Source organism: Streptomyces albospinus (assembly GCF_014648695.1).
GTDB classification, from domain to species: Bacteria; Actinomycetota; Actinomycetes; order Streptomycetales; family Streptomycetaceae; genus Streptomyces; species Streptomyces albospinus.
Genome location: NZ_BMRP01000004.1, coordinates 38,553 through 60,999, shown reverse-complemented (window position 1 = coordinate 60,999; position 22,447 = coordinate 38,553). Strand labels below are relative to the sequence as shown.

Genomic DNA, 22,447 nt, shown 5'->3' with positions numbered 1-22,447 from the left:
CACGCGGCCCCCGGCCGGGCGGTCAGCTCGGGGCGGCCCCCGCCCGGCGGCGCGGCAGGGCGAGCAGCATCAGCGCGACGGAGGCCGCCAGCACGATCGCGCCGGATCCGAAGGCGAGCCCGTAACCGCTCGCCAGCGCCGTCCGGCCGTGGCCCTCGGCGATACGGGCGGCGGCGATGGTGGAGAGGACCGACAGGCCCAGCGCGCCGCCCATTTGACGGGAGGTGTTGATCAGGCCGGAGACCAGGCCCTGGTCGGCCGGGTCCGCGCCGGAGGTGGCGATGGCGGCGGTCGGTGTCGCGGTCAGCCCGGCGCCGAGCGCCATCAGGACGCCGGGGCCGAGGATCGTGCCGAGATACGTCCCGTGGGCGGTCATCGTGCTCTGCCACAGCATGCCGGAGAGCGAGATCACCGCGCCGGTGACGGCCAGCGTCTTGGCTCCGACCCGGTTCATCAGCCGCGGCGCGAGCTTCGAGCCCAGCACGATGCTGAGCGAGTGCGGGATGAAGGAGAGCCCGGCCTCAAGTGGCGTGTAGGAGAGGACGTTCTGGACGTAGAGGGACAGGAAGTACCACATGGAGAACATCGCGGCGCCGGCCAGCACCATCGCCGCGTTCGCCGAGGAGACCGAGCGCAGCCGGAAGAGTCCCAGCGGCATCAGCGGGGCCTTGGTGCGCGCCTCGACGGCGACGAAGACCGCGACCACCAGGAGCCCGGCGGCCAGCGGCAGCAGCGCGGCGGCCGACCCCCAGCCGTGCGTCTCGGTCTGCACGATCCCGTACGCCACCAGCCCGAGCCCGCAGGTCACCAGCAGCGCGCCGGGCACGTCCAGCCGCCGCGCGGCGCCCTGCCGGCTCTCGGTGAGCCAGGTCACCGCCCCGGCCAGGACCAGCGCCCCGACCGGCACGTTGATCAACAGCACCCAGCGCCACGACAGGTACTGGGTGAGCACCCCGCCGACCAGACCGCCCACCGCGCCGCCGCCCGCGCCGACCGCGGTCCAGGTGGCGATGGCCCGCGTACGGGCCGGGCCGGCCGGGAACGACGTGGTGAGGATGGTCAGCGTCGCCGGGGAGAGCACCGCCGCGCCGACGCCCTGGACGGTGCGGGCCGCGATCAACTGCCAGGGCTGCTGGGCGAGTCCGCCGGCCAGGCTCGCGACGGTGAAGAGCGCCAGCCCGAGGACGAAGATCCGCTTGCGGCCGAAGAGGTCGGCGGCCCGGCCGCCGAGCAGCATGAAGCCCGCGAAGGTGATCACATAGGCGTTGACGATCCACTGGAGGCCCAGCTCCGACAGTCCCAGACCGGAACGCATGGCGGGCAGCGCCACGTTCACGACGGAGACGTCCAGGACGACCAGGAACTGCCCGGCGCAGACCAGCAGCATCACCAGCCAGGACGGCGCCGCCGCCCTGCGTTCGGCGGCGGACAGCGTGGAAGAGGTGGCTATCGGGGGCATGCGGACCATGCTCGCACTCGGCGCTCGCCCGGCGCATCGGGATATCGGTGCATTGGACATCTGTCGCACGGCCTAGTCCCGGAGGCGTAGGACACCCCTCCCCGCTTCCCCTCCCTCCTTTCCCCTCACTTCCGCAGCAGCGTCACCACCGCCGCGCCGCCCAGGCCGATGTTGTGGGCCAGGCCGACCCGGGCGCCGGGGACCTGGCGCTCGCCCGCCGTTCCGCGCAGCTGCCATACCAGTTCGGCGGTCTGGGCCAGGCCGGTCGCGCCCAGGGGGTGGCCCTTGGAGATCAGGCCGCCGGACGGGTTGACCACCCAGCGCCCGCCGTAGGTCGTGGCGCCGTCGGCGACCAGCTTGCCCGCGTCGCCGTCCGCGCACATGCCCAGCGCCTCGTATGTCAGCAGCTCGTTGATGGAGAAGCAGTCGTGCAGCTCGATGACGTCGACGTCCTCGATGCCGAGGCCGCCGGCCGCGTAGACCTGCCGGGCCGCGGCCCGGGACATCGGCTTGCCGACGACATCGATGCAGGAGCCGGAGGCGAAGCTGGCCTCGGTGTCCGTCGTCATGGCCTGGGCGGCGATCTCCACCGCCCGGTCCGCCAGGCCGTGTTCGCGCACGAAGCGCTCGGAGGCGAGCACCGCCGCCGCGGCGCCGTCGGAGGTCGGCGAGCACTGGAGCTTGGTCAGCGGGCGGTGGACGGTCCGGGCGGCGAGGATCTCCTCGACCGTGTAGACGTCCCGGAACTGCGCGTAGGGGTTGTGCGCGGAGTGCCGGTGGTTCTTCGCGCCGACCGCGGCGAGCTGTTCGGCCGTCGTGCCGTAACGCTCCATGTGCTCGCGGGCCGCGTTGCCGAAGATCTGGGCGGTGGGCGGGGTCGCCTCGAAGCCGTGGGCGGCGGCCATCACCCCGTAGTGGCGGGCCACCGGAGAGGTCGCGAAGCTTCCGCCGTCCGCGCCGCCGCCGAGTGCGCCCCGCTTCATCTTCTCGAAGCCGAGGGCCAGCACGCAGTCGTTGAGGCCCGAGGAGACGATCTGACGGGCCATCATCAGTGCGGTGGAGCCGGTCGCGCAGTTGTTGTTGACGTTGTATACGGGGACGCCGGTCAGCCCGAGTTCGTAGGCGGCGCGCTGGCCGGCCGTCGACGCCTGGTAGCAGTAGCCGACCGGCACCTGCTCGACCGCCTCGTAGCCGATCCCGGCGTCCGCGAGGGCCGCGCCGCCCGCCTCCTTCACCATGTCCCAGTACTGCCAGTCGCGGGTCTCGGGCTTCTCGAACCGGGTCATCCCGACGCCGATGATGTACGCCTTGCCGGCCATGCGAATCCTCCTGGGGTCAGATGAGGGGGCGGGGCTCCGGATCCCGCGGCAGGCCCAGCAGCCGTTCCGCGACGACGTTGCGCTGCACCTGGGTCGTCCCGCCGGCGATGGTCAGGCAGCGGGACATCAGAAAGCCGTGCAGGGCCCGTTCGCCGGCGCCCTCGCGGACCGCGCCGGCCGGGCCGAGGAGTTCCAGCGCCAGTTCGGCGACCTTCTGCTGGTGGGCGGTCTGCACCAGCTTGCGGATGCTGGCGCCGGGGCCCGGCTCCAGGCCCGACACCTGCTGGAGCGTGGTGCGCAGCCCGATGCAGCCCAGCGCATGCGCCTCGGCGGCCAGCGCGCCGATCCGCGCCCGCACCGCGCCGTCCTGTTGGGCGGTGCGGTCGAGGAGCGATTCGAGCCCGGTGTCGAAGGTCAACTGGTCGGCCATGTGGACGCGTTCGTTGTCCAGGGTGGTACGGGCGACCCGCCAGCCGTTGCCGGTCCCGCCGACCACCGCGTCCGCCGGCAGCAGCACATCGTCGAAGTAGACCTCGTTGAAGAGGGCGTCCCCGGTGATCTCCTTCAGGGGGCGGACGTCGATGCCGGGTGCCTTCATGTCGACGACGAAGAACGTCAGGCCGCGGTGCTTGGGCGCGTCCGGGTCGGTGCGGGCGAGCAGGATGCCGTGGTCGGCCCACTGGGCGGCCGAGGTCCAGACCTTCTGGCCGTTGATCCGCCAGCCGCCGCCCTCGGCCGGCGTCGCGCGGGTGCGCAGCGACGCCAGGTCCGATCCGGCCTCCGGCTCGGAGAAGAGCTGGCACCACAGGAGGTCGCCGCGCAGCGTCGGCAGCAGATAGCGCCGCTGCTGGGTGGCGGTCCCGTGGGCGAGGAGCGAGGGGACCACCCAGGTGGCGATGCCGAGATCGCTGATCCGCACGCCGGCGGCGGCCAGTTCCTGCTGGATGGCCAGCTGCTGGACGGGGCCCGCGCCCAGTCCGTAGGGCTCGGGGAGGTGGGGTGCGGCATGGCCGGTGGGGGCCAGGGCGCGGCGCACGGCGGCCGGGTCCAGGCCGCGGACGCCGTCGATGACGCCGCGGGCCTGCTCCCGGAACGCGTCCGCGGCGGCGGGGAGTTCCAGCCGCAGGGCGCGGCGGGCGCCGTCGGCGGCGTGCCGGGCGGCCCGCAGCCGGTGGGTGTCGCCGCCGCCGAGGAGCTGGCGGGCGGTGACCGCGCGCCGCAGGTGGAGGTGGGCGTCGTGCTCCCAGGTGAAGCCGATGCCGCCGAGGATCTGGATGCAGTCCTCGGCGCAGCCGACCGCGGCGTCCAGGGCGGTCGCGGTGGCCAGCGCGGCGACCAGCCCGCGCACCGCGGGCGCCTCGTCCGCCGCGCGGGCCGCGTCCCAGACCAGCGCGCGGGCCTGTTCGCAGCGCACGAGCATGTCGGCGCAGAGGTGCTTGACGCCCTGGAACTGGCCGATCGGCCGGCCGAACTGCTCGCGCACCGCGGCGTGTTCGGCGGCGGTGTGCAGCGCCCATGCGGCGGTGCCGCAGCACTCCGCGGCGGTCAGCACGCCGGCCAGGTCGCGGACCAGGGCGCCGTCGACCGCCAGCCGCCGGCCGCCGGGGACCGGCACGCCGTCCGCGCGCACCTCGGCGACCGGCCGCGTGGGGTCGGCGCTGTCCTGGGCGCGGACGGTGAGGGGGGCGGCGTCGACGGCCAGCCAGACCTGGCCGGCTGAGCTTTCCTCGCCTTCCGCGGCGAGGACGAGCAGATCGGCGCCGGCGCCGGCCAGGACCGGCGGCGCGGTGCCGTCGAGGACGTAGCCGTCGGCGTTCGCCGCGGCGGTGAGCGAGCCGGCGCCGAGGGCGACGGCGGCGACGCGTTCGCCGGTGGCCAGGGCCCGTACGAGGTCCCGGGGCGCGCCGCCGCGGTGCAGCAGCGCGGCGGCGAGGACGGTGGGCAGATACGGCCCGGGGAGGGCGGCGCGGCCGAACTCCTCCAGGACGACGGCGAGATCGAGCAGGGTGCCGCCGCCTCCGCCGTCGGCCTCCGGGAGGTGCGGGCCGAGCAGGCCCTGGGCGGCGAGCCCGTCCCAGTACGCGGGCCGGCCCGGGCGCGCGGGCGCGGCGTCGAGGAGCTTGCGGACTTCGTCGGGTGGCACGGTGCGGGCGGCCCAGCCACGGGCCGCCTCGGCCAGGTCACGGTGGTCCTGCGTGATTCCGATGCCCATGGCGGGCAGAGTAGAACACGTTTCAATCTGATGGAAGGTCAGATGACGGAGAGGGGCGGGCGCCGGGCGGGCGGCGACAGCGGTCCGGTCCGGAGCGGACGGGGCAGGAAACGGTTCGGATGCGAACGGGAGACGTGTGCCGATGAATTCTCGTACAGACCGTTCCGCTATTCCGTTCGCCCGCCGGGTCCGCGGCGACCGGCGGGCGAATTCGCGGCATTCCCCGGTCCCGCCGCGCGCCCCCGAAACACCCGCCGATAAAACGTCCGGCCGACGAAATGGGAACCCCCGTTCCGATATCGCTCCCGGCATACGGCACGATGAGCCACTGACCGCCGCCGCACACCAGGAGGAAGCGCATGACCGCCCCCACGGCTCCGACAGCCCCCCGGCCGGAGATTCTCGCCGCGTTCGAGGCGGCGAAGGGCTTTATGCCGGCGGACGAAGGGCTCGCGCTGTACGCGGCGGCCACCGAGGCGGCGGCGCTCGGGCTGCCGCTGGTGGAGGTCGGCACGTACTGCGGGCGCTCCACGATCCTGCTCGCCGACGCCGCCCGCGCGGCCGGCGTGACGGCCGTCACCGTGGACCACCACCGGGGCAGCGAGGAGCAGCAGCCGGGCTGGGAGTACCACGACCCCACGGTCGTCGACCCGGCGGTCGGGCGGATGGACACCCTGCCCACCTTCCGCCGGACCCTGCACGCCGCGGGCTTGGAGGACCACGTGATCGCCCTGGTGGGCCGGTCGCCGCAGGCCGCGGCCCTCTGGCAGGCGCCGGCGGGCCTGGTCTTCATCGACGGCGGGCACACCGACGAGCACGCCACCGCCGACTACGAGGGCTGGGCCCCGCACGTCGCGCCCGAGGGCCTGCTGGTCATCCACGACGTCTTCGCGGACCCGGCGGACGGCGGCCAGGCCCCGTACCGGATCTACCGCAGGGCCCTGGCGTCCGGCGCGTTCACCGAGGTCGCGGCGCACCGCTCGCTGCACGTCCTGCGCCGCACCGGCCCCGGAATCTGAGGGGGCTACGATCGCGAACGTGTCGAACGGCAGCACTTTCCCCCCGCCCCGCCGCCTGCGCCGCACCCTGCTGATCGCGCTGGCCGCGGTGGTGGCCCTCGGTGCCGCGGGCTGGCTGGTCTGGCGGGCGCCGGGCGGCGGCCCGTCGCGCACCGGGACGTCCGCCGCCGGCTCCCCGGCACCCGACCCCAAGGGCGACACCGGAGTCCCGTCGACCGGCGCCCCCTCCGTCCGCCCGGGCAACCCGCACGGCAGCCTCAAGGGCAGGACAGTGCTCCTCGACCCCGGTCACAACCCGACCAACCACGACCACACCCGGCAGATAGCCCGCCTCGTGGACATCGGCAACGACCGCAAGGAGTGCGACACCACCGGCACCTCCACCGACGACGGCTATGCCGAGGCGTCCTTCAGCCTCGACGTCGCCCGGCGCGCCCGGACGCTGCTCCAGGCGGAGGGCGCCAAGGTCGTCCTCACCCAGGACGGCGACCGGCCGTACGGCCCGTGCGTGGACGAGCGCGCCGCCATCGGCAACTCCGCGCACGCCGACGCTGCGGTCTCCGTCCACGCCGACGGCTCGGACGTGGGCCACCGCGGCTTCCACGTCATCCTCCCGGACCGGGTACGGGCCGGCGCGGCCGACACCTCAGCGATCGTCGGCCCCTCGCGGGATCTGGGCGAGCGGCTGGCCGGGCGGTTCGTGGCGGCAACCGGAAGCGCCCCGTCCAACTACGTCGGCCACGGGACGGGCCTCGACGTACGCTCCGATCTCGGCGGCCTCAACCTGTCGACGGTGCCGAAGGTGTTCATCGAGTGCGGCAATATGCGCGACCCGAAGGACGCCGCGGAATTGACCGACGCGCAGTGGCGGCAAAAGGCGGCGCGCGGGATCACGGAGGGCATTACGGACTTCTTGACGCGCTGACCGGACTTCTTGACGCGCCCCGCACCGCCCCGCCGCGCCCTTCCGTCATCGCGATAGCCGCGCCGTTACCGCGGGACGGTCCACAGGATTCAGCGCTAGGTTCCCCTTTACGATGGGGGCTCACCGCCGTGCCTCGCACCGCGCGCGCCAGCGACAGCGTCGACCGGAAACGCGAAGTCGACCAGAACACGAAACCGACAAAGGACCTTTACGTGAACATCCGCTCCCTCAGTCGAGGCGATGGCGTGGTGATCGGAGCAGCGGTGCTGCTGTTCATCGCCTCGTTCCTCAGCCTCGACTCGTCCGGCGTCATGAACGCCTGGCAATCGCTGCACCTGCTGATGAGCGTCTTCCTCGGGGGTGTCATCGCCGCCGCGCTGATCGTGGTGGCCCGGGCGCTGCCGCAGCCGCGCAAGATCGCCGGACTGGACCTCGGCCAGTTCGGTACGGCGCTGGCCGTGTTCGCCGCCTGGACCGCGTTCTGGACGCTCATCGACAGCGCGGGACCGGGCGCCGGACTGATCCTCGGCCTGCTCGGCGCGCTGGTCCTGGCGGGCGCCGCGGTGGCCACCCCGCTCGTCCCGCCGCTCCAGGCCGCGCTGGTCAGCGCCCCCCGGCCGCAGGTCGCCCCGTACGGTGGCGCCGGCGCCACCCAGGGGTACGGCTACCCGGGCGCCCAGCAGCAGGGCGGCTACGGCTACCCGGCCGGCCAGCAGCAGCCGCAGTCCGGCCAGACCTACGGCCAGCAGGCCCCGGCCGCGGACGCCACGGCCGGCGGCGCGGCGGGCGCCGGCAGCCCGGCCGACTTCGCGCCGTTCTGGTTCGCGGTGCCGGTCGCCCGCCCGCTCTACAGCGAGGACGGCACCCCGTCGCCGATCGCCGAACTGGCGCCCGGCACCTGGTACCTCGCGGTGGAGCAGCGCGGCCAGGCGCTGATCGCGCAGACCCAGGACGGCCGGCGCGGCGTCCTCCAGGACACCACCGGCATCCAGCGCGGCTGACGCCGGGCACCCGCACCGCGGTCCTTTCCGGCCTCCCGGCCGGACGGCCCCTCGCCCTCCAGGGCGGGGGGCCGTTGCCATGTCCGCGGCACGGCCGTACAGTTCGCCGGACCGCACGAGTACCTGACACGACATCAGATGACTCACCGTCGGAGGGCGGGCACCATGCGACTCGGTCTGGCACTCGGCTACTGGGGGCGCGGCCCCGACCCCCGGCACCTCGAACTCGCCCGCGAGGCCGAGCGCCTGGGCTACGACTCGGTGTGGACCGCGGAGGCATGGGGTTCGGACGCGTTCACCGCGCTCACCTGGATCGCCGCGCACACCTCCCGCATCAAACTGGGCACCGGCATCGCCCAGATGGCCGCCCGCACCCCCACCGCCACCGCGATGCACGCCCTCACCCTCGACCACCTCTCCGGCGGGCGGGTGCTGCTGGGCCTGGGGCTGTCGGGCCCGCAGGTCGTCGAGGGCTGGTACGGGCGGCCGTTCCCCACGAGCCCGCTGACCGCCACCCGGGAATACGTGGACGTGATCCACCAAGTCCTGCGCAGGCAAGGCCCGGTGGAGGCGGACGGGCGCTTCCATCCGCACCCGTACCGCGGCCCGGACGGCACCGGCCTCGGCAAGCCCCTCAAGCCCATCACCCATCCGCTGCGCGCCACGCTCCCCGTCCTGCTGGGCGCCGAGGGCCCCCGGAACATCGCCCAGACCACCCGGATCGCGGACGGCTGGCTGCCGCTGTACTGGTCGCCGACCCGCACCGAGGTCTACCGGGAGTCGCTGGCGAAGGCCCCGGACGGCTTTCTGATCGCCCCCATGGCCCGCGCCACGGTCTGCGACGACCTCGCCGAGGGGCTGCTCCCCGTCAAGGCGATGCTCGGCTTCTACATCGGCGGCATGGGGCACGCGGCCAGGAACTTCCACGCCGACCTGATGGCACGGATGGGGTACGAGGAGGAGGCCCGCCGGATCCAGGAGCTGTTCCTCCAGGGCCGCAAGGAGGAGGCGGTACGCGCCGTACCGGACGCCTTCGCGGACGAGATCTCGCTGGTCGGCCCGCGCGAACGGATCGCGGAACGGCTGGAGTTGTGGCGCGCGGGGCCGGTCACCGACCTCCTGGTGACCGCCCCCGACCTGCGGACGCTGCGGGTGCTGGCGGAGCTGAACTAGACGCTGCGCTTCCGCTGCGCTTTGCCTCGCCGTACGTCTTCGGCTTTCCCGCCGTGGGGGTGTTTCGCCGTTGCGCGTCCGCTGCGCTTTGCGTCGCCCTACGTTTTCGGCTTTCTCGCCGTGGTGGTTTGCCGCCGTTGCGCCTGCGGCGGGCGGGTCCGCTGCGCGGGGCTGTCGGGTGCGGTGACGGTCCTCCGGGGCAGGGTGTCCGGACTGCTTCGCTTTACGTCCGGACACCCAGCCCCTCCGGCCCGCCCCCTCCCGTGAGTGGGTGGAAAAACCAGTAGGGGTCCACGTGAGTGGGACCGTGCCGGTTCATGCGTGGAAAGAGACCGTTACCGGACCACTCACCTTGGCCCCCACCCACCGTTTCTCCCCACCCCCCACGGGAGGGGACGGGCCGGAGGGGGCGGTGTGCAGGACGTAAAGCGCAGCAGTCCTGCACACCGCCCCCGCAGGACCGTCACCGCACCCCGAAAGCCCCGCGCAGCGGACAACACCCCGCGCCGAAGGCGCAAAAGACAGCAACCCCCACGGCGGGAAAGCCGACAACGTGGGAAGCAGGCGAAGCGCAGCGGAACGGCGGGACAGCCGACAACGTCGGGCAGGCCCCATCGGCTCAGATGGGACGCCAGCCAATCAGCCTCCCAATTGGGAGGTGCTCGGCACCTGGTCCTTCACCTCGGCGCCGTTCTTCTTGCCCGCGTCCTTGACGTTGTTGATGACGTTCTGGAACTGGTCGACCTCGCCGGTTCCGGCCTCGCCGCTGCGCAGCTTGGTGCCCAGGTTCTTCAGCGACTCGATGCCGCTGCTGAGGGGGGCCAGGGCCTTGGAGAGCGCCGGGTCGCCCTGGGCGTTGCGCACCGCGGCCTTGAGCCGGTTGTAGGTGAAGACCCCGGCCAGGCCCGCCTTGACCAGCGCGGTCTTGCGCCCCTTGGCGCCCTTCTTGAAGGTGCCCGCCTTGTACGGCTTGATGATCCACTGGTAGGTGGCGCCGGCCGCCAGCCCGGCGTTGGCGACGAAGCGGGTCTTGGCGAACTTCTGCTTCTCGAACGAGCTGGTGGGGCTGGGGCTGGCACCGGTGGCGGTGCCGGTGGCGGCGCCGGGCGAAGCGGCGGAGCCGCCCTTGCTCTTGTTCGAGCCGCCGCAAGCCACGGCGCCCACGGTCAGGCTGCACGCCAGCAGCAGCGCGACGACGGACCGGCGGAGGGCCGCGCGGTTGCGGGTGGGGGACGACAGGACGGTCACGGCGCGCCTCCGGCGGGCTCGGGTCGGCTGAGGAGCATTCGTCCGCAGCCTGACCCGCCCGCCGGAGGGCCGCCACCCGGAACCGGCCGTATGGGGGTGTCCGGTGCCGGCCCGCGCCCGTACGGGGCTAGCGGCAGCAGTCCGGGGCGAGCCCGGCCGGCAGCCGCTCACCGCCGAAGACTGCCGTGGTGGCTTCGTCACCGCCCAGCGCGGCCACCGCCAGCAGCAGCGAACCGGCCGTCCAGGAGGTCAGCTCCTGCGGCCAGATCGCATCGTCGTCGAAGACATAGCCGGTCCAGTACATCCCGTCCTCGGCGCGCAGGTGCTGGATCCACTTGAGGATCTGCACCGCCCGCTCGGACTCCCCCATCGCCCAGAGCGCCAGCGCCAGTTCGGCGCTCTCGCCGCCGGTGACCCAGGGGTTGGGCAGCACGCAGCGCACCCCCAGTCCCGGTACGACGAAGCGCTCCCAGTCCGCGTCGATCCGCTCCCGGGCCGCCGCGCCGCGCACCGCGCCGCCCAGGACCGGGTAGTACCAGTCCATGGAGTAGCGGGACTTGTCCAGGAACCGCTCCGGGTGGTGGCGTATCGCGTGCCCCAGGCGGCCGACCGCCAGTTCCCAGTCCGGCTGCGGCTCCTCGCGCTGCTCGGCGAGCGCCAGGGCGCAGCGCAGCGCCTGGTAGACGGAGGACGAGCCGGTCAGCAGCGCGTCGTCGACAGGGGTGCCGTCGTCCTCGCGCTTCCAGCCGATCTCGCCGCCGGGCTGCTGGAGTTCCAGCACGTACTCGATCGCCGCGTGGACCGCCGGCCACATCCGGTCGAGGAAGGTCTCGTCCCCGGTGGACAGGAAGTGGTGCCAGACGCCGACCGCGATGTACGCGCAGAAGTTGCTCTCCCGGCCGCGGTCGGTGGGCGCCGTCGCATCGCCGTCGGCGTAGGCCGCGTACCAGGAGCCGTCCGGGTTCTGGTGCCGGGCCAGCCAGTCGTACGCGGCCTCGGCGCGCTCGTGCTCCCCGGCCGCGTCCAGCGCCATGGCCGCCTCGGTGTGGTCCCACGGGTCGAGGTGATGGCCGCGGAACCAGGGGATCGCCCCGTCCGCGCGCTGGGTCGCCAGGATGCCCGCGACCGTGCGGGCCGCCTGTTCGGCGGTGAGCACCCCTGGCAGGACCAGCCGTTCGGTACGCCCGGGAGTCGTCACTTGGCGGCCCCGGAAGCGGACGTGGTGGCGGACTTGGCGGTCTTCGTGCCCTTGGCTGCGCGCCGGGCGGGCTTCCCGGCAGCCGCCGCGGTCCCGGCACCGGCCGCCGCGTCCGTCTCCGCGTCCGTCTCCGCCTCGGCCGCCGCCTGTCCCTCCGCCTCCACCTCCGGCAGTCGCGGCTTCGTGGCGTAGGCGACGAAGCTCTTGCCGATGAGCGGGTTGAGCGCCTGCTCGGCGAGCCGGGTGGCCAGCGGCTTCTTCATGATGTCCCAGACCAGCAGCTTGTGATACGCCTTCACCGGCAGCGCCTGTTCGTTGTCCACCCCGAAGGCGCACTTCAGCCACCAGTACGGGCTGTGCAGTCCGTGCGCGTGGTGGGTGCCGTACGGCTCCAGTCCGGCCTCCCGCATTTTGCCGAGGAGTTCGTCCCCGCGGTAGATGCGGATATGGCCGCCCTCGACCTCGTGGTAGGCGTCGCTGAGCGCCCAGCAGATCTTCTCCGGGCCGTACCGGGGCACGGTGACCGCGATCCGGCCGCCCGGCCGCAGCACCCGGACCATCTCGGCGAGCACGCCCTTGTCGTCCGGGATGTGCTCCATGACCTCGGAGATGATCACGACGTCGAAGCTGTCGTCCGGGAACGGCAGCGCCAGCGCGTCACCCTCCATGGCGACGGCGGAGGCACCCGCCGGAGCCTCCCCGGCCTCCTTCATCGCGGCGAACCACTTGGCGACCTCGCGGATCTCCTCGCCGTTCTGGTCGAGGGCGACGACCTGCGCGCCGCGCCGGTAGCACTCGAAGGCGTGCCGGCCGGCGCCACACCCCAGATCGAGTACGCGGTCGCCCGGAGCGAGCGGGAAGCGGGAAAAGTCGACGGTCAGCACAGCGTTCTGCTTTCGTCCGGCGGTGGGTGGCGGTGAGGGCTGCGGTACGGGGTGAACGGCTAGCGGGGAAGGGTGCGGGCGGCGGCCCGGCCGCCCTGGAGGGCGATCGCCTCGCGGTAGCGCTCGGCGGTGCCGATGGCGGCCTGCCGCCAGGTGAAGCGGGACAGCACCCGCTCCCGGCCGGCCGCGCCGAGACGGCGGCGCAGCGCGTCGTCGCCCAGCAGGCGGAGCAGCCCGGCGGCGAGCGCCCCGGCGTCGCCCGGCGGCACCGCGAGGCAGGTCTCGCCGTCCGGCCCGGCGACCTCCGGGATGGCGCCGCCGGTGGTGGCCAGCAGCGGCGTCCCGGTGGCCATCGCCTCGGCGGCGGGCAGTGAGAAGCCCTCGTAGAGAGAGGGGACGCAGGCGATCTGTGCACCGCGGACCAGGTCCACGAGCTCGGCGTCGCTGATGCCCTTGACGAATTCGACGGCACCGGAGAGGCCGAGCCGCTCGATGGCGGCGGCGACCGGTCCGTCGTCGGCGCGCTTGCCGACGACCACCAGATGCGCGTCCGGGTTCTCGGTCCGCACCTTCGCCAGCGCCTCGACGAGGTGGATCAGGCCCTTGAGGGGCACATCGGCGCTGGACGTGGTGACGATCCGGCCGGTCACCTCCGGGACGGCGGGGTCCGGCGAGAAGAGGTCGGTGTCGGCGCCGATGTGCACGACATGGATCCGGTCGGTCCGTACACCGAGGTCGTCGACGATCTCCTGGCGGGAGGAGCCGGAGACGGTGAGCACCGACGGCAGCCGGCGGGCGACCCGCTTCTGCATACGGGTGAAGCCGTACCAGCGGCGGACCGAGGCGCGGCGCTTCCAGTCGTGCGCGGCGGCCAGGTCCAGCCGCCGGTCGACGGTGATGGGGTGGTGGATGGTGGTCACCAGGGGGGCGCCGAGCGCGCCGGGGCCGCCGAGCAGGCCGTAGCCGAGGGTCTGGTTGTCGTGCACGACGTCGAACTGGCCGCGGCGGGCGGCGAGATGGCGCCGGGCGCGCAGCGAGAACGTCAGCGGCTCGGGGAAGCCGCCGGTCCACATCGTGCCGACCTCAAGGGCGTCGATCCAGTCGCGGTACTCACCGCGCCGGGGCGTGCGGAACGGGTCGGGCTGGCGGTAGAGGTCGAGGCTCGGCAGCTCGGTCAGCGTCACCCCGTCGTCGAGGACGGGATAGGGCTGGGCGCCGATCACCTCGACGGTGTGGCCGAGGCGGGCCAGCTCGCGCGAGAGGTGGCGTACGTAGACGCCCTGTCCACCGCAGAACGGGTTCCCCTTGTACGTGAGCATCGCGATGCGCAGGGGACGCCCGGGGTCCGTCGGGGCGGAGGCCGAGGGGGCCTCTGCCGGGCGGGGCGCGGCTGCCTGGACGGCCTCTGCGGTCACGCTCGGCCCCCTTCTCACTGGACTTTCGCCGGAGCGTAACCGCTGGCGATAATCTAGAACAAGTTGCAGAACTGCAAAGCTACTGATCAGTTCGACGAAGTTCGAATCTACCGGCCGGGAACGGGGCGAGAAGAGCCGCACCAGGTGATTCGCGCCACCACACACCCCCCTGCCATGCTGTGCCGATCGCACCACCGACACTCACCGCATCGCGGATGGAAAGCCATGGAATGGGATATATGACTACGGAATCCAAGGCGGTCCGGCCGGCGCTTCCCGAGAGTCCTCCCCTGACCGAGCGTCAGGAGGCCCGGCGCCGCCGCATCCTGCACGCCAGCGCCAAACTGGCCGGCCGCGGTGGCTTCGACGCCGTCCAGATGCGCGAGGTGGCGGAGTCCTCCGGGGTCGCGCTCGGCACCCTCTACCGCTACTTCCCGTCCAAGGTGCACCTGCTCGTCGCCACCATGCAGGACCAGCTCCAGCACATGCACGAGACGCTGCGCAAGCGTCCCCCGTCGGAGGAGGACCCCGGCGCCCGGGTCGCCCAGACCCTGATGCGGGCCTTCCGCGCGCTCCAGCGCGAACCGCACCTCGCCGACGCGATGGTGCGCGCACTGACCTTCGCCGACCGCTCCGTCAGCCCCGAGGTCGACACCGTCTCCCGGCTGACCACCGCCATCATCCTGGACGCCATGGGGCTGGACGTCCCGCCCACCCCCGAACAGCTCTCCGCGGTCCGGGTCATCGAGCACACCTGGCACTCGGCGCTGATCACCTGGCTGTCCGGACGGGCGTCGATCGCCCAGGTGAAGATCGACATCGAGACGGTCTGCCGGCTGATCGACCTCACGGCCCCCGGCGCCGGGGCGAGGGACTGAGGGTCCCCCGCCCCGCGCGCCGCTCACTCCTCGGGCGGGAAGACCGCCTCACCGCTCGCCACCGAGGTGATCGTGATCGCCTCCACCGGGCAGCCCTCGGCCGCCGCCAGCACGCCCTCCCCGGCGTCCGTCTCCGCCACCACGGGATGCGACTGCCGCGCCGCGTCCAGCCGGAACCCGTCGGGCGCCGCATCGACGCACAGCCCGGACCCGATGCAGACCCCCCGGTCCACCGCCACCCGCCAGCGCTCCCCCATCAGGCACCCGCCGGCAGGTGGATCATCTTGTGCTCCAGGTACTCGGCGAAGCCCTCCGGCCCGAACTCCCGCCCGATCCCGGAGTTCTTGTAGCCGCCGAACGGCCCGAGCATGTCGATGCCGAACGTGTTCACCGAGTACGTCCCCGTCCGCACCCGCCGCGCGACCTCGATCCCCCGCTCCACATCGGCCGTCCACACCGACCCCGACAGCCCGTATTCCGAGTCGTCGGCGATCCGCACCGCCTCCGCCTCGTCCTCGTACGGCAGCAGGCAGATCACCGGCCCGAAGATCTCCTCGCGTGCGATCCGCATCGCGTTGCCGACCTCGCCGAACAGCGTCGGCTCGACATACCAGCCCGTCGGCAGGTCCTTCGGACGCCCGCCGCCCGCCAGCACCTTGGCGCCTTCCTGCTGCCCCAGCGCGATGTAGTCGAGCGACCGCTGCCGCTGACGGCGGGCCACCAACGGCCCCACCTCGGTGGCCGGATCCAGCGGATCGCCGACCCGCAGCGCGTCCGCCGCCGCGGCGAACCGCTCCGCGATCTCGTCGTAGCGGCTGCGCGGCGCGAGGATCCGCGTCTGCGCCACACACGCCTGCCCGTTGATCATCCAGGCGAACGGCGCGATCCCGGCCACCGCCGCGTCCAGATCCGCGTCCGGCAGGATCACCGCCGCCGACTTGCCGCCCAACTCCAGCGTCACCCGGCTGAGATTGCGGGCCGCGACCTCCATGACCCGCTTGCCGGCCGCCACCGACCCGGTGAACGACACCTTGTCCACGCCCGGGTGCCCGACCAGGTACTCACTCACCTCCCGGTCCGCCGGCAGGATCGACAGCACTCCCTCCGGCAGCCCCGCCTCCGACGCGATCTCCGCGAGCAGATACGCGTCCAGCGGGGTCTCCGGCGACACCTTCAGCACCACCGAGCACCCTGCCAGCAGCGCCGGCGCGAGCTTGGCGGCGGCGGTGAACTGCGGGACGTTCCACGGCACCACGGCCGCGACCACCCCCACCGGCTCCCGGCGGATCAGCAGCGGCCCCAGCACCCCCGCCCGCCGCTCCTCGAACGCGAACCCCCCGGCCACCGTGATCGCCGCGTCCCACACCATCATCGCGGCCAGCGACTGCACCATGACCCCCGAGGTCACCGGCGTCCCGTTCTGCGCGCCGATGACCCGGGCGAACTCCTCGCTGCGCACCGCGAAGGCGTCCTTGATCCGGCTCACCACCGCGATCCGGTCCGCCAGCGGCGCGTCGGCCCACTCCCCCGCCGCGAACGACCGGCGGGCCGCGGCCACCGCCCGGTCGACATCGGCCCGCGACGCGTGCGGCACCCGGCCGATGACCTGTTCGGTGTGCGGCGAGACGACCTCGATCGTGTCCGCACCGGCCGGGTCGACCCACTCACCGCCTACGTAGAGCTTGCCGTGCTCGACGAGGTCGCTCATCTCTGCCGCCTCCCGAAGGTTTCTGACGCTCCATCAGAACTGATACCAGTTCCACTTACCGGAGTCCACGACACCGACCGAATCCCAACTACCCAACCCCGGAAGCCCACTTCACGCAGCCCTGAAACCCGTTCTAGTTATAGTCGGTGCCCAGACCAGGCAACGAGGGGACGGGACATGACACCGCGGGTGATCGACCACAAGGGCGGCGTATGGAGCATCGCCGTCCCCATCCCGGACAACCCCCTCGGCCACACCCTCGTCCACCTCCTGGAAACCGACCGCGGACCGGTCCTCGTCGACACCGGCTGGGACGACCCCGACTCCTGGGACACCCTCACCGCCGGCGTCACCGCCTGCGGCTTCGCCCTCGCCGACATCCACGGCGTACTGATCACCCACCACCACCCCGACCACCACGGCCTCTCCGCCAAGGTCCGGGGGACCTCCGGCGCCTGGGTCGCGATGCACGCCGCGGACTCCGCGGTCGTCCGGCGCACCCGCGAGGCCCGACCGGGCCAGTGGCTCGACTACCTCCTGGCCAAACTCACCGCGGCCGGCGCCCCCGACGACCACCTGGCCCCCCTCCGCGAGGCCCGCGCCGCCGGCCGCGGCCGGCGCCTCCCCGGCCGCCGGGCCGCCCTCCCCGACCGCGCGATCGCCCCCGGCGAACTCCTCGACCTCCCCGGCCGCCGCCTCCGCGCCATCTGGACCCCGGGCCACACCCCCGGCCACGTCTGCCTCCACCTGGAAGAGGAACATCCCGCCCGTACCCCCGGCTCCGGCCGCCTCTTCTCCGGCGACCACCTCCTCCCCGGCATCACCCCGCACATCGGCCTCTACGAGGACCCCGACGACACCACCCCCACCGACCCCCTCGGCGACTACCTCGACTCCCTCGAACGCATCGCCCGCCTCGCCCCCGCCGAGGTCCTCCCCGCCCACCAGTACGCCTTCACCGACGCCGACACCCGCGCAGAGCAGCTCATCGCCCACCACGAAGAACGCCTCTCCGACCTGCGAGCACTGCTCCGCGAACCCCGCACCCCCTGGCAACTGGCCACCGCCATGCAGTGGAACCGCCCCTGGGACCAAATCCCCTACGCCTCCCGCAACATCGCCGTCTCCGAAGCCGAAGCCCACCTCCGCCGCCTGGTAAAACTCGGCCACGCCGAACTCCTCCCGGGCAACGCGCCGCAGCGGTACCAGGCGGTGTAACCCCCACCGCAGGGACCGCCGCCTGCGGGCCAATGGCACGAAGCGGTGTCCGCGACGGTCGGAGCCACCGTCCGTCGGTCGGCGACGGCGCAGGGCCGGAGGGATGTACCGGAGTGCGCCCGCAGGACCTGGAGCGAACGCCGGGGTATTCGTCATCTACACACCAGATGCGCCCGCGCCGTGGGGGCGCCTCCCGGCCGAAGGCTGGGGGAGTATTCCGGTGCAGCCCTCCGGCCCCCACCCACCGGACAGCAACCGAGGCCACGCCAGCCCCCACCGGACAGCAACCGAGGCCACGCCAGCCCCCACCGGACAGAACCCGGAAACCAGGTTCGCCCCACCCACCGGGCAGCCAACAACGAGCCCCACCACCACATCGGCGCCCCCAAGCGGAGCGTTAAGGTGTGCGGGACAACTTCATCCGTACCCGATCGGGGAAAGCCGGTGGAAATCCGGCGCTGACCCGCAACCGTGAGCACGGCCCACATACCCCGTATGCACCGCCGTACAAGCCGGAGCACCCGAAAGGCACGGCACGACCAAGGCTCCCGCCACCGCCCCCGTCCGAGCGGACGGCCGGTGCGCGGCACCGTCGAGGTATACGGAGCTGAGCCCGGTGCCACCGCGCCCCGCCCCCAGGGCGCGCGGCCGGCCGAGCCGCGGCTGCGTACACCGCCGCGAACCGACCCGAGAGGCACCGACCCGATGGCCACCACGGCCCCCATGGCCCCCCTGGCTCCCCAGGCCCCTTCGCCGCAGACGCCCCCCGTCGCCGTCCGGGCCCCCCGCGCCCGCACCGCCGCGGCGCTGGCCGCCACGGCCGTACTGGCCACGGTCCTCACCTCGTACACCACCACCGCCTACGCCGCCCCCCACCCGGCCGCGCCCGCCACCCCCTCCGCCCCCGCCAAGCTGCCGCCCGGCCTCTACGGCACCAAGGACCCCCAGTACGACGGCGTCTGGCGCCAGTCGCTGGCGCTGCTCGCGCAGCACACGGTCGGGGTGCGGCCCGCGACGTCGGCCGTCGACTGGCTCGCGGGGCAGCAGTGCGCCGACGGCTCGTTCGCCGCGTTCCGGCCCGACCCGGGCGCCGCATGCGACGCCAAGACGATGCGGGACACCAACCAGACCGCCGCCGCGGTGCAGGCGCTGGCCGCGCTCGGCGGGCACGGCAGCACCGTGCAGAAGGCCGTCACCTGGCTGAAGTCCGTCCAGCACGACGACGGCGGCTGGGGCTCGATGGCCGGCTCGGACAGCGACGCCAACTCCACCGCCGTCGTCATCGGCGCACTCACCGCGGCGGGCGAGCGGCCCGAGTCCGTGACGTCGAAGAAGGACGGCAAGAATCCGTACGACGCGCTGCTGGGGTTCCAGCTGGGCTGCGACGCGAAGGACGGCGAGCGCGGCGCGTTCGCCTTCCAGCTCAAGAATGCGGCACCCAACGCCGACGCGACCGCAGCCGCCGCCACCGGCGCGCTGGGGAAGGGCTTCGTCGTCGACCCGGCCGGCAAGGACGCCACCGCCCCGGTCAAGGCGCTGGCCTGCGGCGAGGACCAGGGCAGCGGCGGCGCCAAGGGAGGCACCGAGGGGGCGGACGGCGCAGACCGGCGGGCACGCGCCGCGGACGCCGGCAACGCGTACCTGGTGGCCCAGCTGGACGCCAACGGCCAGCACCTGCGTTCCGCGATGCCGGGCGCCGAGCAGCAGCCCGACGTGGGCAACACCGCCGACACCGTGGTGGCGCTGGCGGCCGGTGCGCACGGCGCCGCCGCGCAGAAGCCGCTCCAGTGGTTGGAGAAGAACGCCGCGGGCTGGGCGAAGCAGAACGGCCCGGCCGCGTACGCCCAGTTGGTGCTGGCCGCGCACGCCACCGGCACCGACCCGCGCTCCTTCGGCGGCACCGACCTGGTGGCCGCGCTCAATGCGACCGGCCCGGCACCGGAGGGCAGCGCACCGTCCGCCACCCCGGAGAAGGGCGCCAAGAACACCGACGACACCGGCGGCGGCATCAACGTGTGGTGGGTGGTCGGCGTCGGGCTGGCCTTCGGCGCCGGCATCGGCTTCCTGATCAGCGCCCGCAAGAACAAGAACGCGCTGTGATGCGGGGCAGCCGCAGCGGACGGGGCGCCGCGGCCCTGCTGCTGGCCGGTGCGGTGGCCGGGCTGTCCGCCGGGCCCGCGCAGGCGCAGGAGTACCGCTACTGGTCGTTCTGGGAGGGCAAGAGCGGCAGCGCCGGCGGCTCGTGGGCGTACGCCACCGAGGGGCCGGCCACACTGCGGCCGGCCGACGGCGCCGTCGCGGGCTTCCGCTTCACCGTCAGCACCGACTCCGCCAAGGCCGGCTCGCCGCGCACCGCCCCCGACTTCGCGGCGATCTGCCGCACCACCCCGGCGAAGCCGGGCAGCAAGCGCATCGCTGTCACCCTCGACTTCGGCACCGCGGCGGACGCCCCCGCCGGCGAGCAGCCGCCGCCGGCCCGCACGGCCTGTGCCCAGGTACCCGAGGACGCCTCGGCGGGCGATGCGCTGGCGGCGGTCGCCAAGCCGCTGCGCTATGACGCCAACGCGCTGCTGTGCGCCATCGCGGGCTACCCGCGGTCCGGCTGCGCGGAACAGGTCGCCGACGGGTCCAAGGGCGGCGCGAAGGACGGGGCACAGCAGGGCCCCGGCACATCGGGCACGTCGCCCGCGGCGGACAGCGGCGGCTCCGGCGGCCCCTCCGCCGGACTCCTCGGCGGCATCGCCGCCGTCGTCGTACTGGGCGCGGCCGGCGTGTGGCAGGCCCGCCGCCGGCGCGGATGAGCGCCCCGCAGGCGACCCGCACCACCGCGCTGCACGCGGGCGCCTGGTGGCTGTGGGCGCTCGGCCTGGCGACCGCGGCGTCGCGGACCACCAATCCGCTGCTGCTGGGACTGCTGGTCGGGGTGGCCGGATATGTCGTGGCGGCCCGCCGTACGACCGCGCCGTGGGCCCGCTCGTACGGGGCGTTCGTCAAGCTCGGGCTGCTGGTGCTCGGCATCCGGCTGGTGTTCGCGTTCGTGCTCGGCTCACCGGTCCCCGGTACGCACGTCCTGGTCACGCTCCCCGAACTGCCGCTCCCCGACTGGGCGAAGGGCGTACGGGTCGGTGGCCGGGTCACCGCGGAGGGGATGGTCTTCGCGGCGTACGACGGTCTGAAGCTGGCCACGCTGCTGATCTGCGTGGGCGCCGCCAATGCGCTCGCCAACCCGGCCCGGCTGCTGAAGTCGCTGCCGGGCGCGCTCTACGAGGCGGGGGTGGCGGTGGTCGTCGCGATGACGTTCGCGCCGAATCTGGTCGCGGACGTCCAACGGCTGCGCGCCGCCCGGCGGCTGCGGGGCCGCCCGGACCGGGGCGCCAGGGCGCTCCTCCAGGTCGGGCTGCCGGTGCTGGAGGGCGCGCTGGAGCGCTCGGTGGCGCTGGCCGCGGCGATGGACGCGCGCGGCTACGGCCGTACCGCCCAAGTGCCGCGCGCCGTACGGCACATCACCTCCGCACTGACCCTCGGCGGACTGCTGGGTGTCTGCGCGGGCACGTACGGACTGCTGGGCGACACCGGGGGCGGCTACGGGCTGCCGCTGCTGCTGGCCGGGCTCGCCGCCGCGCTCGCCGGGCTGTGGCTGGGCGGCCGGCGAGCGGTGCGCACCCGCTACCGGCCCGAGCGGTGGGGCGTGCGCGCCTGGCTGGTGGCCGGTTCGGGCATCGCCGTCGCCGCTCTCATGATCGCCGCCAACGGCTACGCACCGGCGGCCCTGCACCCGCCCGCGGTGCCGCTGACCGCGCCCGTACTGCCGCTGTGGCCGGCGCTGTCGCTGCTGGTGGGGCTGGTGCCCGCAGTGGCTGCGCCGGTCCCCGTGCCGGTGCCCGCGGGCGGCGAGCGCGGGGCGCGCCGGCCGGACCGCGCCAACGCCCCCGCCCGTACGGCCACTTCCGATCCGTCCACGAAGGAGCCCGCCCAGTGATCCGCTTCGAGCAGGTCTCGGTCACCTACGGGGATGCCGCCGCGCCCGCCGTCCAGGGCGTCGATCTGACCGTGCCCGAGGGCGAGTTGTGCCTTCTCGTCGGCCCGTCCGGCGTCGGCAAGTCCACCCTCCTGAACGCGGTGTGCGGGCTCGTCCCGCACTTCACCGGCGGCACCCTGCGCGGCCGGGTGACCGTCGACGGCCGGGACACCCGCACCCACCCGCCGCGCGAACTGGCCGATGTCGTGGGCACGGTGGGCCAGGACCCGCCGGCACACTTCGTCACCGACACCGTCGAGGACGAACTCGCCTACGGGATGGAGTCGCTGGGCCTCGCCCCGGACGTGATGCGCCGCCGCGTCGAGGAGACCCTGGACCTGCTGGGCCTGGCGGAGCTGCGCGACCGGGCCATCACCACGCTGTCGGGCGGCCAGATGCAGCGGGTGGCGATCGGCTCGGTGCTGACCACCCATCCCAAGGTGCTGGTCCTGGACGAGCCGACCTCGGCGCTGGACCCGGCCGCCGCCGAGGAGGTGCTGGCGGTGCTCCAGCGGCTGGTCCACGACCTGGGGACGACGGTGCTGCTGGCCGAGCACCGGCTGGAGCGGGTGGTCCAGTACGCGGACCAGGTGATCCTGCTGCCCGGCCCCGGCGCGGCCCCCGTGATGGGCGACCCGGCCGAGGTCATGGCCGTCTCGCCGGTCCATCCGCCGGTCGTCTCGCTGGGGCGGCTCACCGGCTGGTCCCCCCTTCCGCTCTCCGTGCGCGACGCGCGCCGCAAGGCAGCCCCGCTCCGCGACCGGCTGGCCGC

Annotated in this window: 19 protein-coding genes; 10 read left to right on the top strand and 9 right to left on the bottom strand. The window is 73.7% G+C overall.

What is annotated here, in order from left to right; genetic code table 11:
• Positions 1-22: 22 nt before the first annotated feature.
• The 3 genes from IEZ17_RS07705 to IEZ17_RS07695 form a co-directional block, all read right to left on the bottom strand.
• Positions 23-1,468: an MFS transporter gene (locus IEZ17_RS07705; RefSeq protein ID WP_189297809.1), complete on the bottom strand. Its 1,446-nt coding sequence runs from the start codon at positions 1,466-1,468 to the stop codon at positions 23-25.
• 116 nt (positions 1,469-1,584) lie between these two features.
• Positions 1,585-2,778: a lipid-transfer protein gene (locus IEZ17_RS07700; RefSeq protein WP_189297807.1), complete on the bottom strand. Its 1,194-nt coding sequence runs from the start codon at positions 2,776-2,778 to the stop codon at positions 1,585-1,587.
• Positions 2,779-2,794: 16 nt separating this feature from the next.
• Positions 2,795-4,990 (bottom strand): acyl-CoA dehydrogenase family protein, encoded by a 2,196-nt coding sequence (locus tag IEZ17_RS07695; protein ID WP_189297804.1) that lies wholly within the window; start codon positions 4,988-4,990, stop codon positions 2,795-2,797.
• Positions 4,991-5,349: 359 nt separating this feature from the next.
• On the opposite strand from IEZ17_RS07695, the gene IEZ17_RS07690 reads away from it, so the two are divergent.
• The 4 genes from IEZ17_RS07690 to IEZ17_RS07675 all read left to right on the top strand — a co-directional run bounded on the left by IEZ17_RS07690 (position 5,350) and on the right by IEZ17_RS07675 (position 9,108).
• Positions 5,350-6,009, top strand: coding sequence for a class I SAM-dependent methyltransferase (locus IEZ17_RS07690; RefSeq protein ID WP_189297802.1), 660 nt, complete (start codon positions 5,350-5,352; stop codon positions 6,007-6,009).
• Between the two features lie 19 nt (positions 6,010-6,028).
• On the top strand, positions 6,029-6,934 hold the full coding sequence (locus tag IEZ17_RS07685) for an N-acetylmuramoyl-L-alanine amidase (protein ID WP_189297800.1): 906 nt from the start codon (positions 6,029-6,031) through the stop codon (positions 6,932-6,934).
• Positions 6,935-7,146: 212 nt separating this feature from the next.
• A complete protein-coding gene (locus IEZ17_RS07680; RefSeq protein WP_189297797.1) occupies positions 7,147-7,935 on the top strand; it encodes a hypothetical protein in 789 nt (262 codons plus the stop codon).
• 165 nt (positions 7,936-8,100) lie between these two features.
• Entirely contained in the window at positions 8,101-9,108 is a 1,008-nt protein-coding gene (locus IEZ17_RS07675) for an LLM class F420-dependent oxidoreductase (RefSeq protein WP_189297795.1), read from the top strand.
• Between the two features lie 639 nt (positions 9,109-9,747).
• Here the strand turns inward: IEZ17_RS07675 and IEZ17_RS07670 are convergent.
• From IEZ17_RS07670 to IEZ17_RS07655, 4 genes are all read right to left on the bottom strand, one after another.
• Positions 9,748-10,356: a hypothetical protein gene (locus tag IEZ17_RS07670; protein ID WP_189297793.1), complete on the bottom strand. Its 609-nt coding sequence runs from the start codon at positions 10,354-10,356 to the stop codon at positions 9,748-9,750.
• Between the two features lie 127 nt (positions 10,357-10,483).
• Positions 10,484-11,554: a prenyltransferase/squalene oxidase repeat-containing protein gene (locus IEZ17_RS07665; protein WP_189297792.1), complete on the bottom strand. Its 1,071-nt coding sequence runs from the start codon at positions 11,552-11,554 to the stop codon at positions 10,484-10,486.
• On the bottom strand, positions 11,551-12,438 hold the full coding sequence (locus IEZ17_RS07660; protein ID WP_189297790.1) for a class I SAM-dependent methyltransferase: 888 nt from the start codon (positions 12,436-12,438) through the stop codon (positions 11,551-11,553). Before IEZ17_RS07660 ends, IEZ17_RS07665 begins: the two co-directional genes overlap by 4 nt.
• A 59-nt stretch (positions 12,439-12,497) precedes the next feature.
• Positions 12,498-13,853 (bottom strand): glycosyltransferase family 4 protein, encoded by a 1,356-nt coding sequence (locus IEZ17_RS07655; RefSeq protein WP_189297788.1) that lies wholly within the window; start codon positions 13,851-13,853, stop codon positions 12,498-12,500.
• A 239-nt stretch (positions 13,854-14,092) separates the two neighbouring features.
• On the opposite strand from IEZ17_RS07655, the gene IEZ17_RS07650 reads away from it, so the two are divergent.
• Positions 14,093-14,731, top strand: a complete 639-nt coding sequence (locus IEZ17_RS07650) for a TetR family transcriptional regulator (protein WP_189297778.1) — start codon at positions 14,093-14,095, stop codon at positions 14,729-14,731.
• Positions 14,732-14,754: 23 nt separating this feature from the next.
• Here IEZ17_RS07650 and IEZ17_RS07645 read toward each other — a convergent pair whose 3' ends face one another.
• Both IEZ17_RS07645 and IEZ17_RS07640 read right to left on the bottom strand, forming a co-directional pair.
• Positions 14,755-14,988 (bottom strand): ferredoxin, encoded by a 234-nt coding sequence (locus IEZ17_RS07645; protein WP_189297777.1) that lies wholly within the window; start codon positions 14,986-14,988, stop codon positions 14,755-14,757.
• Positions 14,988-16,439, bottom strand: coding sequence for an aldehyde dehydrogenase (locus IEZ17_RS07640; RefSeq protein WP_189297774.1), 1,452 nt, complete (start codon positions 16,437-16,439; stop codon positions 14,988-14,990). Before IEZ17_RS07640 ends, IEZ17_RS07645 begins: the two co-directional genes overlap by 1 nt.
• Before the next feature lie 177 nt (positions 16,440-16,616).
• On the opposite strand from IEZ17_RS07640, the gene IEZ17_RS07635 reads away from it, so the two are divergent.
• The 5 genes from IEZ17_RS07635 to IEZ17_RS42100 form a co-directional block, all read left to right on the top strand.
• Entirely contained in the window at positions 16,617-17,657 is a 1,041-nt protein-coding gene (locus tag IEZ17_RS07635; protein ID WP_189297773.1) for a Strvi_7410 family MBL fold metallo-hydrolase, read from the top strand.
• 723 nt (positions 17,658-18,380) lie between these two features.
• The gene (locus IEZ17_RS07630) at positions 18,381-19,757 is read left to right on the top strand and encodes an SCO2321 family membrane protein (RefSeq protein ID WP_189297771.1); all 1,377 of its coding nucleotides are present in this window, start codon (positions 18,381-18,383) and stop codon (positions 19,755-19,757) included.
• Positions 19,757-20,458, top strand: coding sequence for an SCO2322 family protein (locus IEZ17_RS07625; RefSeq protein WP_189297768.1), 702 nt, complete (start codon positions 19,757-19,759; stop codon positions 20,456-20,458). The genes IEZ17_RS07630 and IEZ17_RS07625 overlap by 1 nt, the downstream gene beginning before the upstream one ends.
• Positions 20,455-21,636 carry a CbiQ family ECF transporter T component gene (locus IEZ17_RS07620; RefSeq protein ID WP_189297766.1) on the top strand — a complete coding sequence of 394 codons (1,182 nt, stop codon included), beginning with the start codon at positions 20,455-20,457 and terminating at the stop codon, positions 21,634-21,636. The genes IEZ17_RS07625 and IEZ17_RS07620 overlap by 4 nt, the downstream gene beginning before the upstream one ends.
• Positions 21,633-22,447, top strand: an 815-nt coding sequence (locus tag IEZ17_RS42100; protein ID WP_229852019.1) for an ABC transporter ATP-binding protein, incomplete at its 3' end; no start/stop codon positions are given. The genes IEZ17_RS07620 and IEZ17_RS42100, both read left to right, overlap by 4 nt.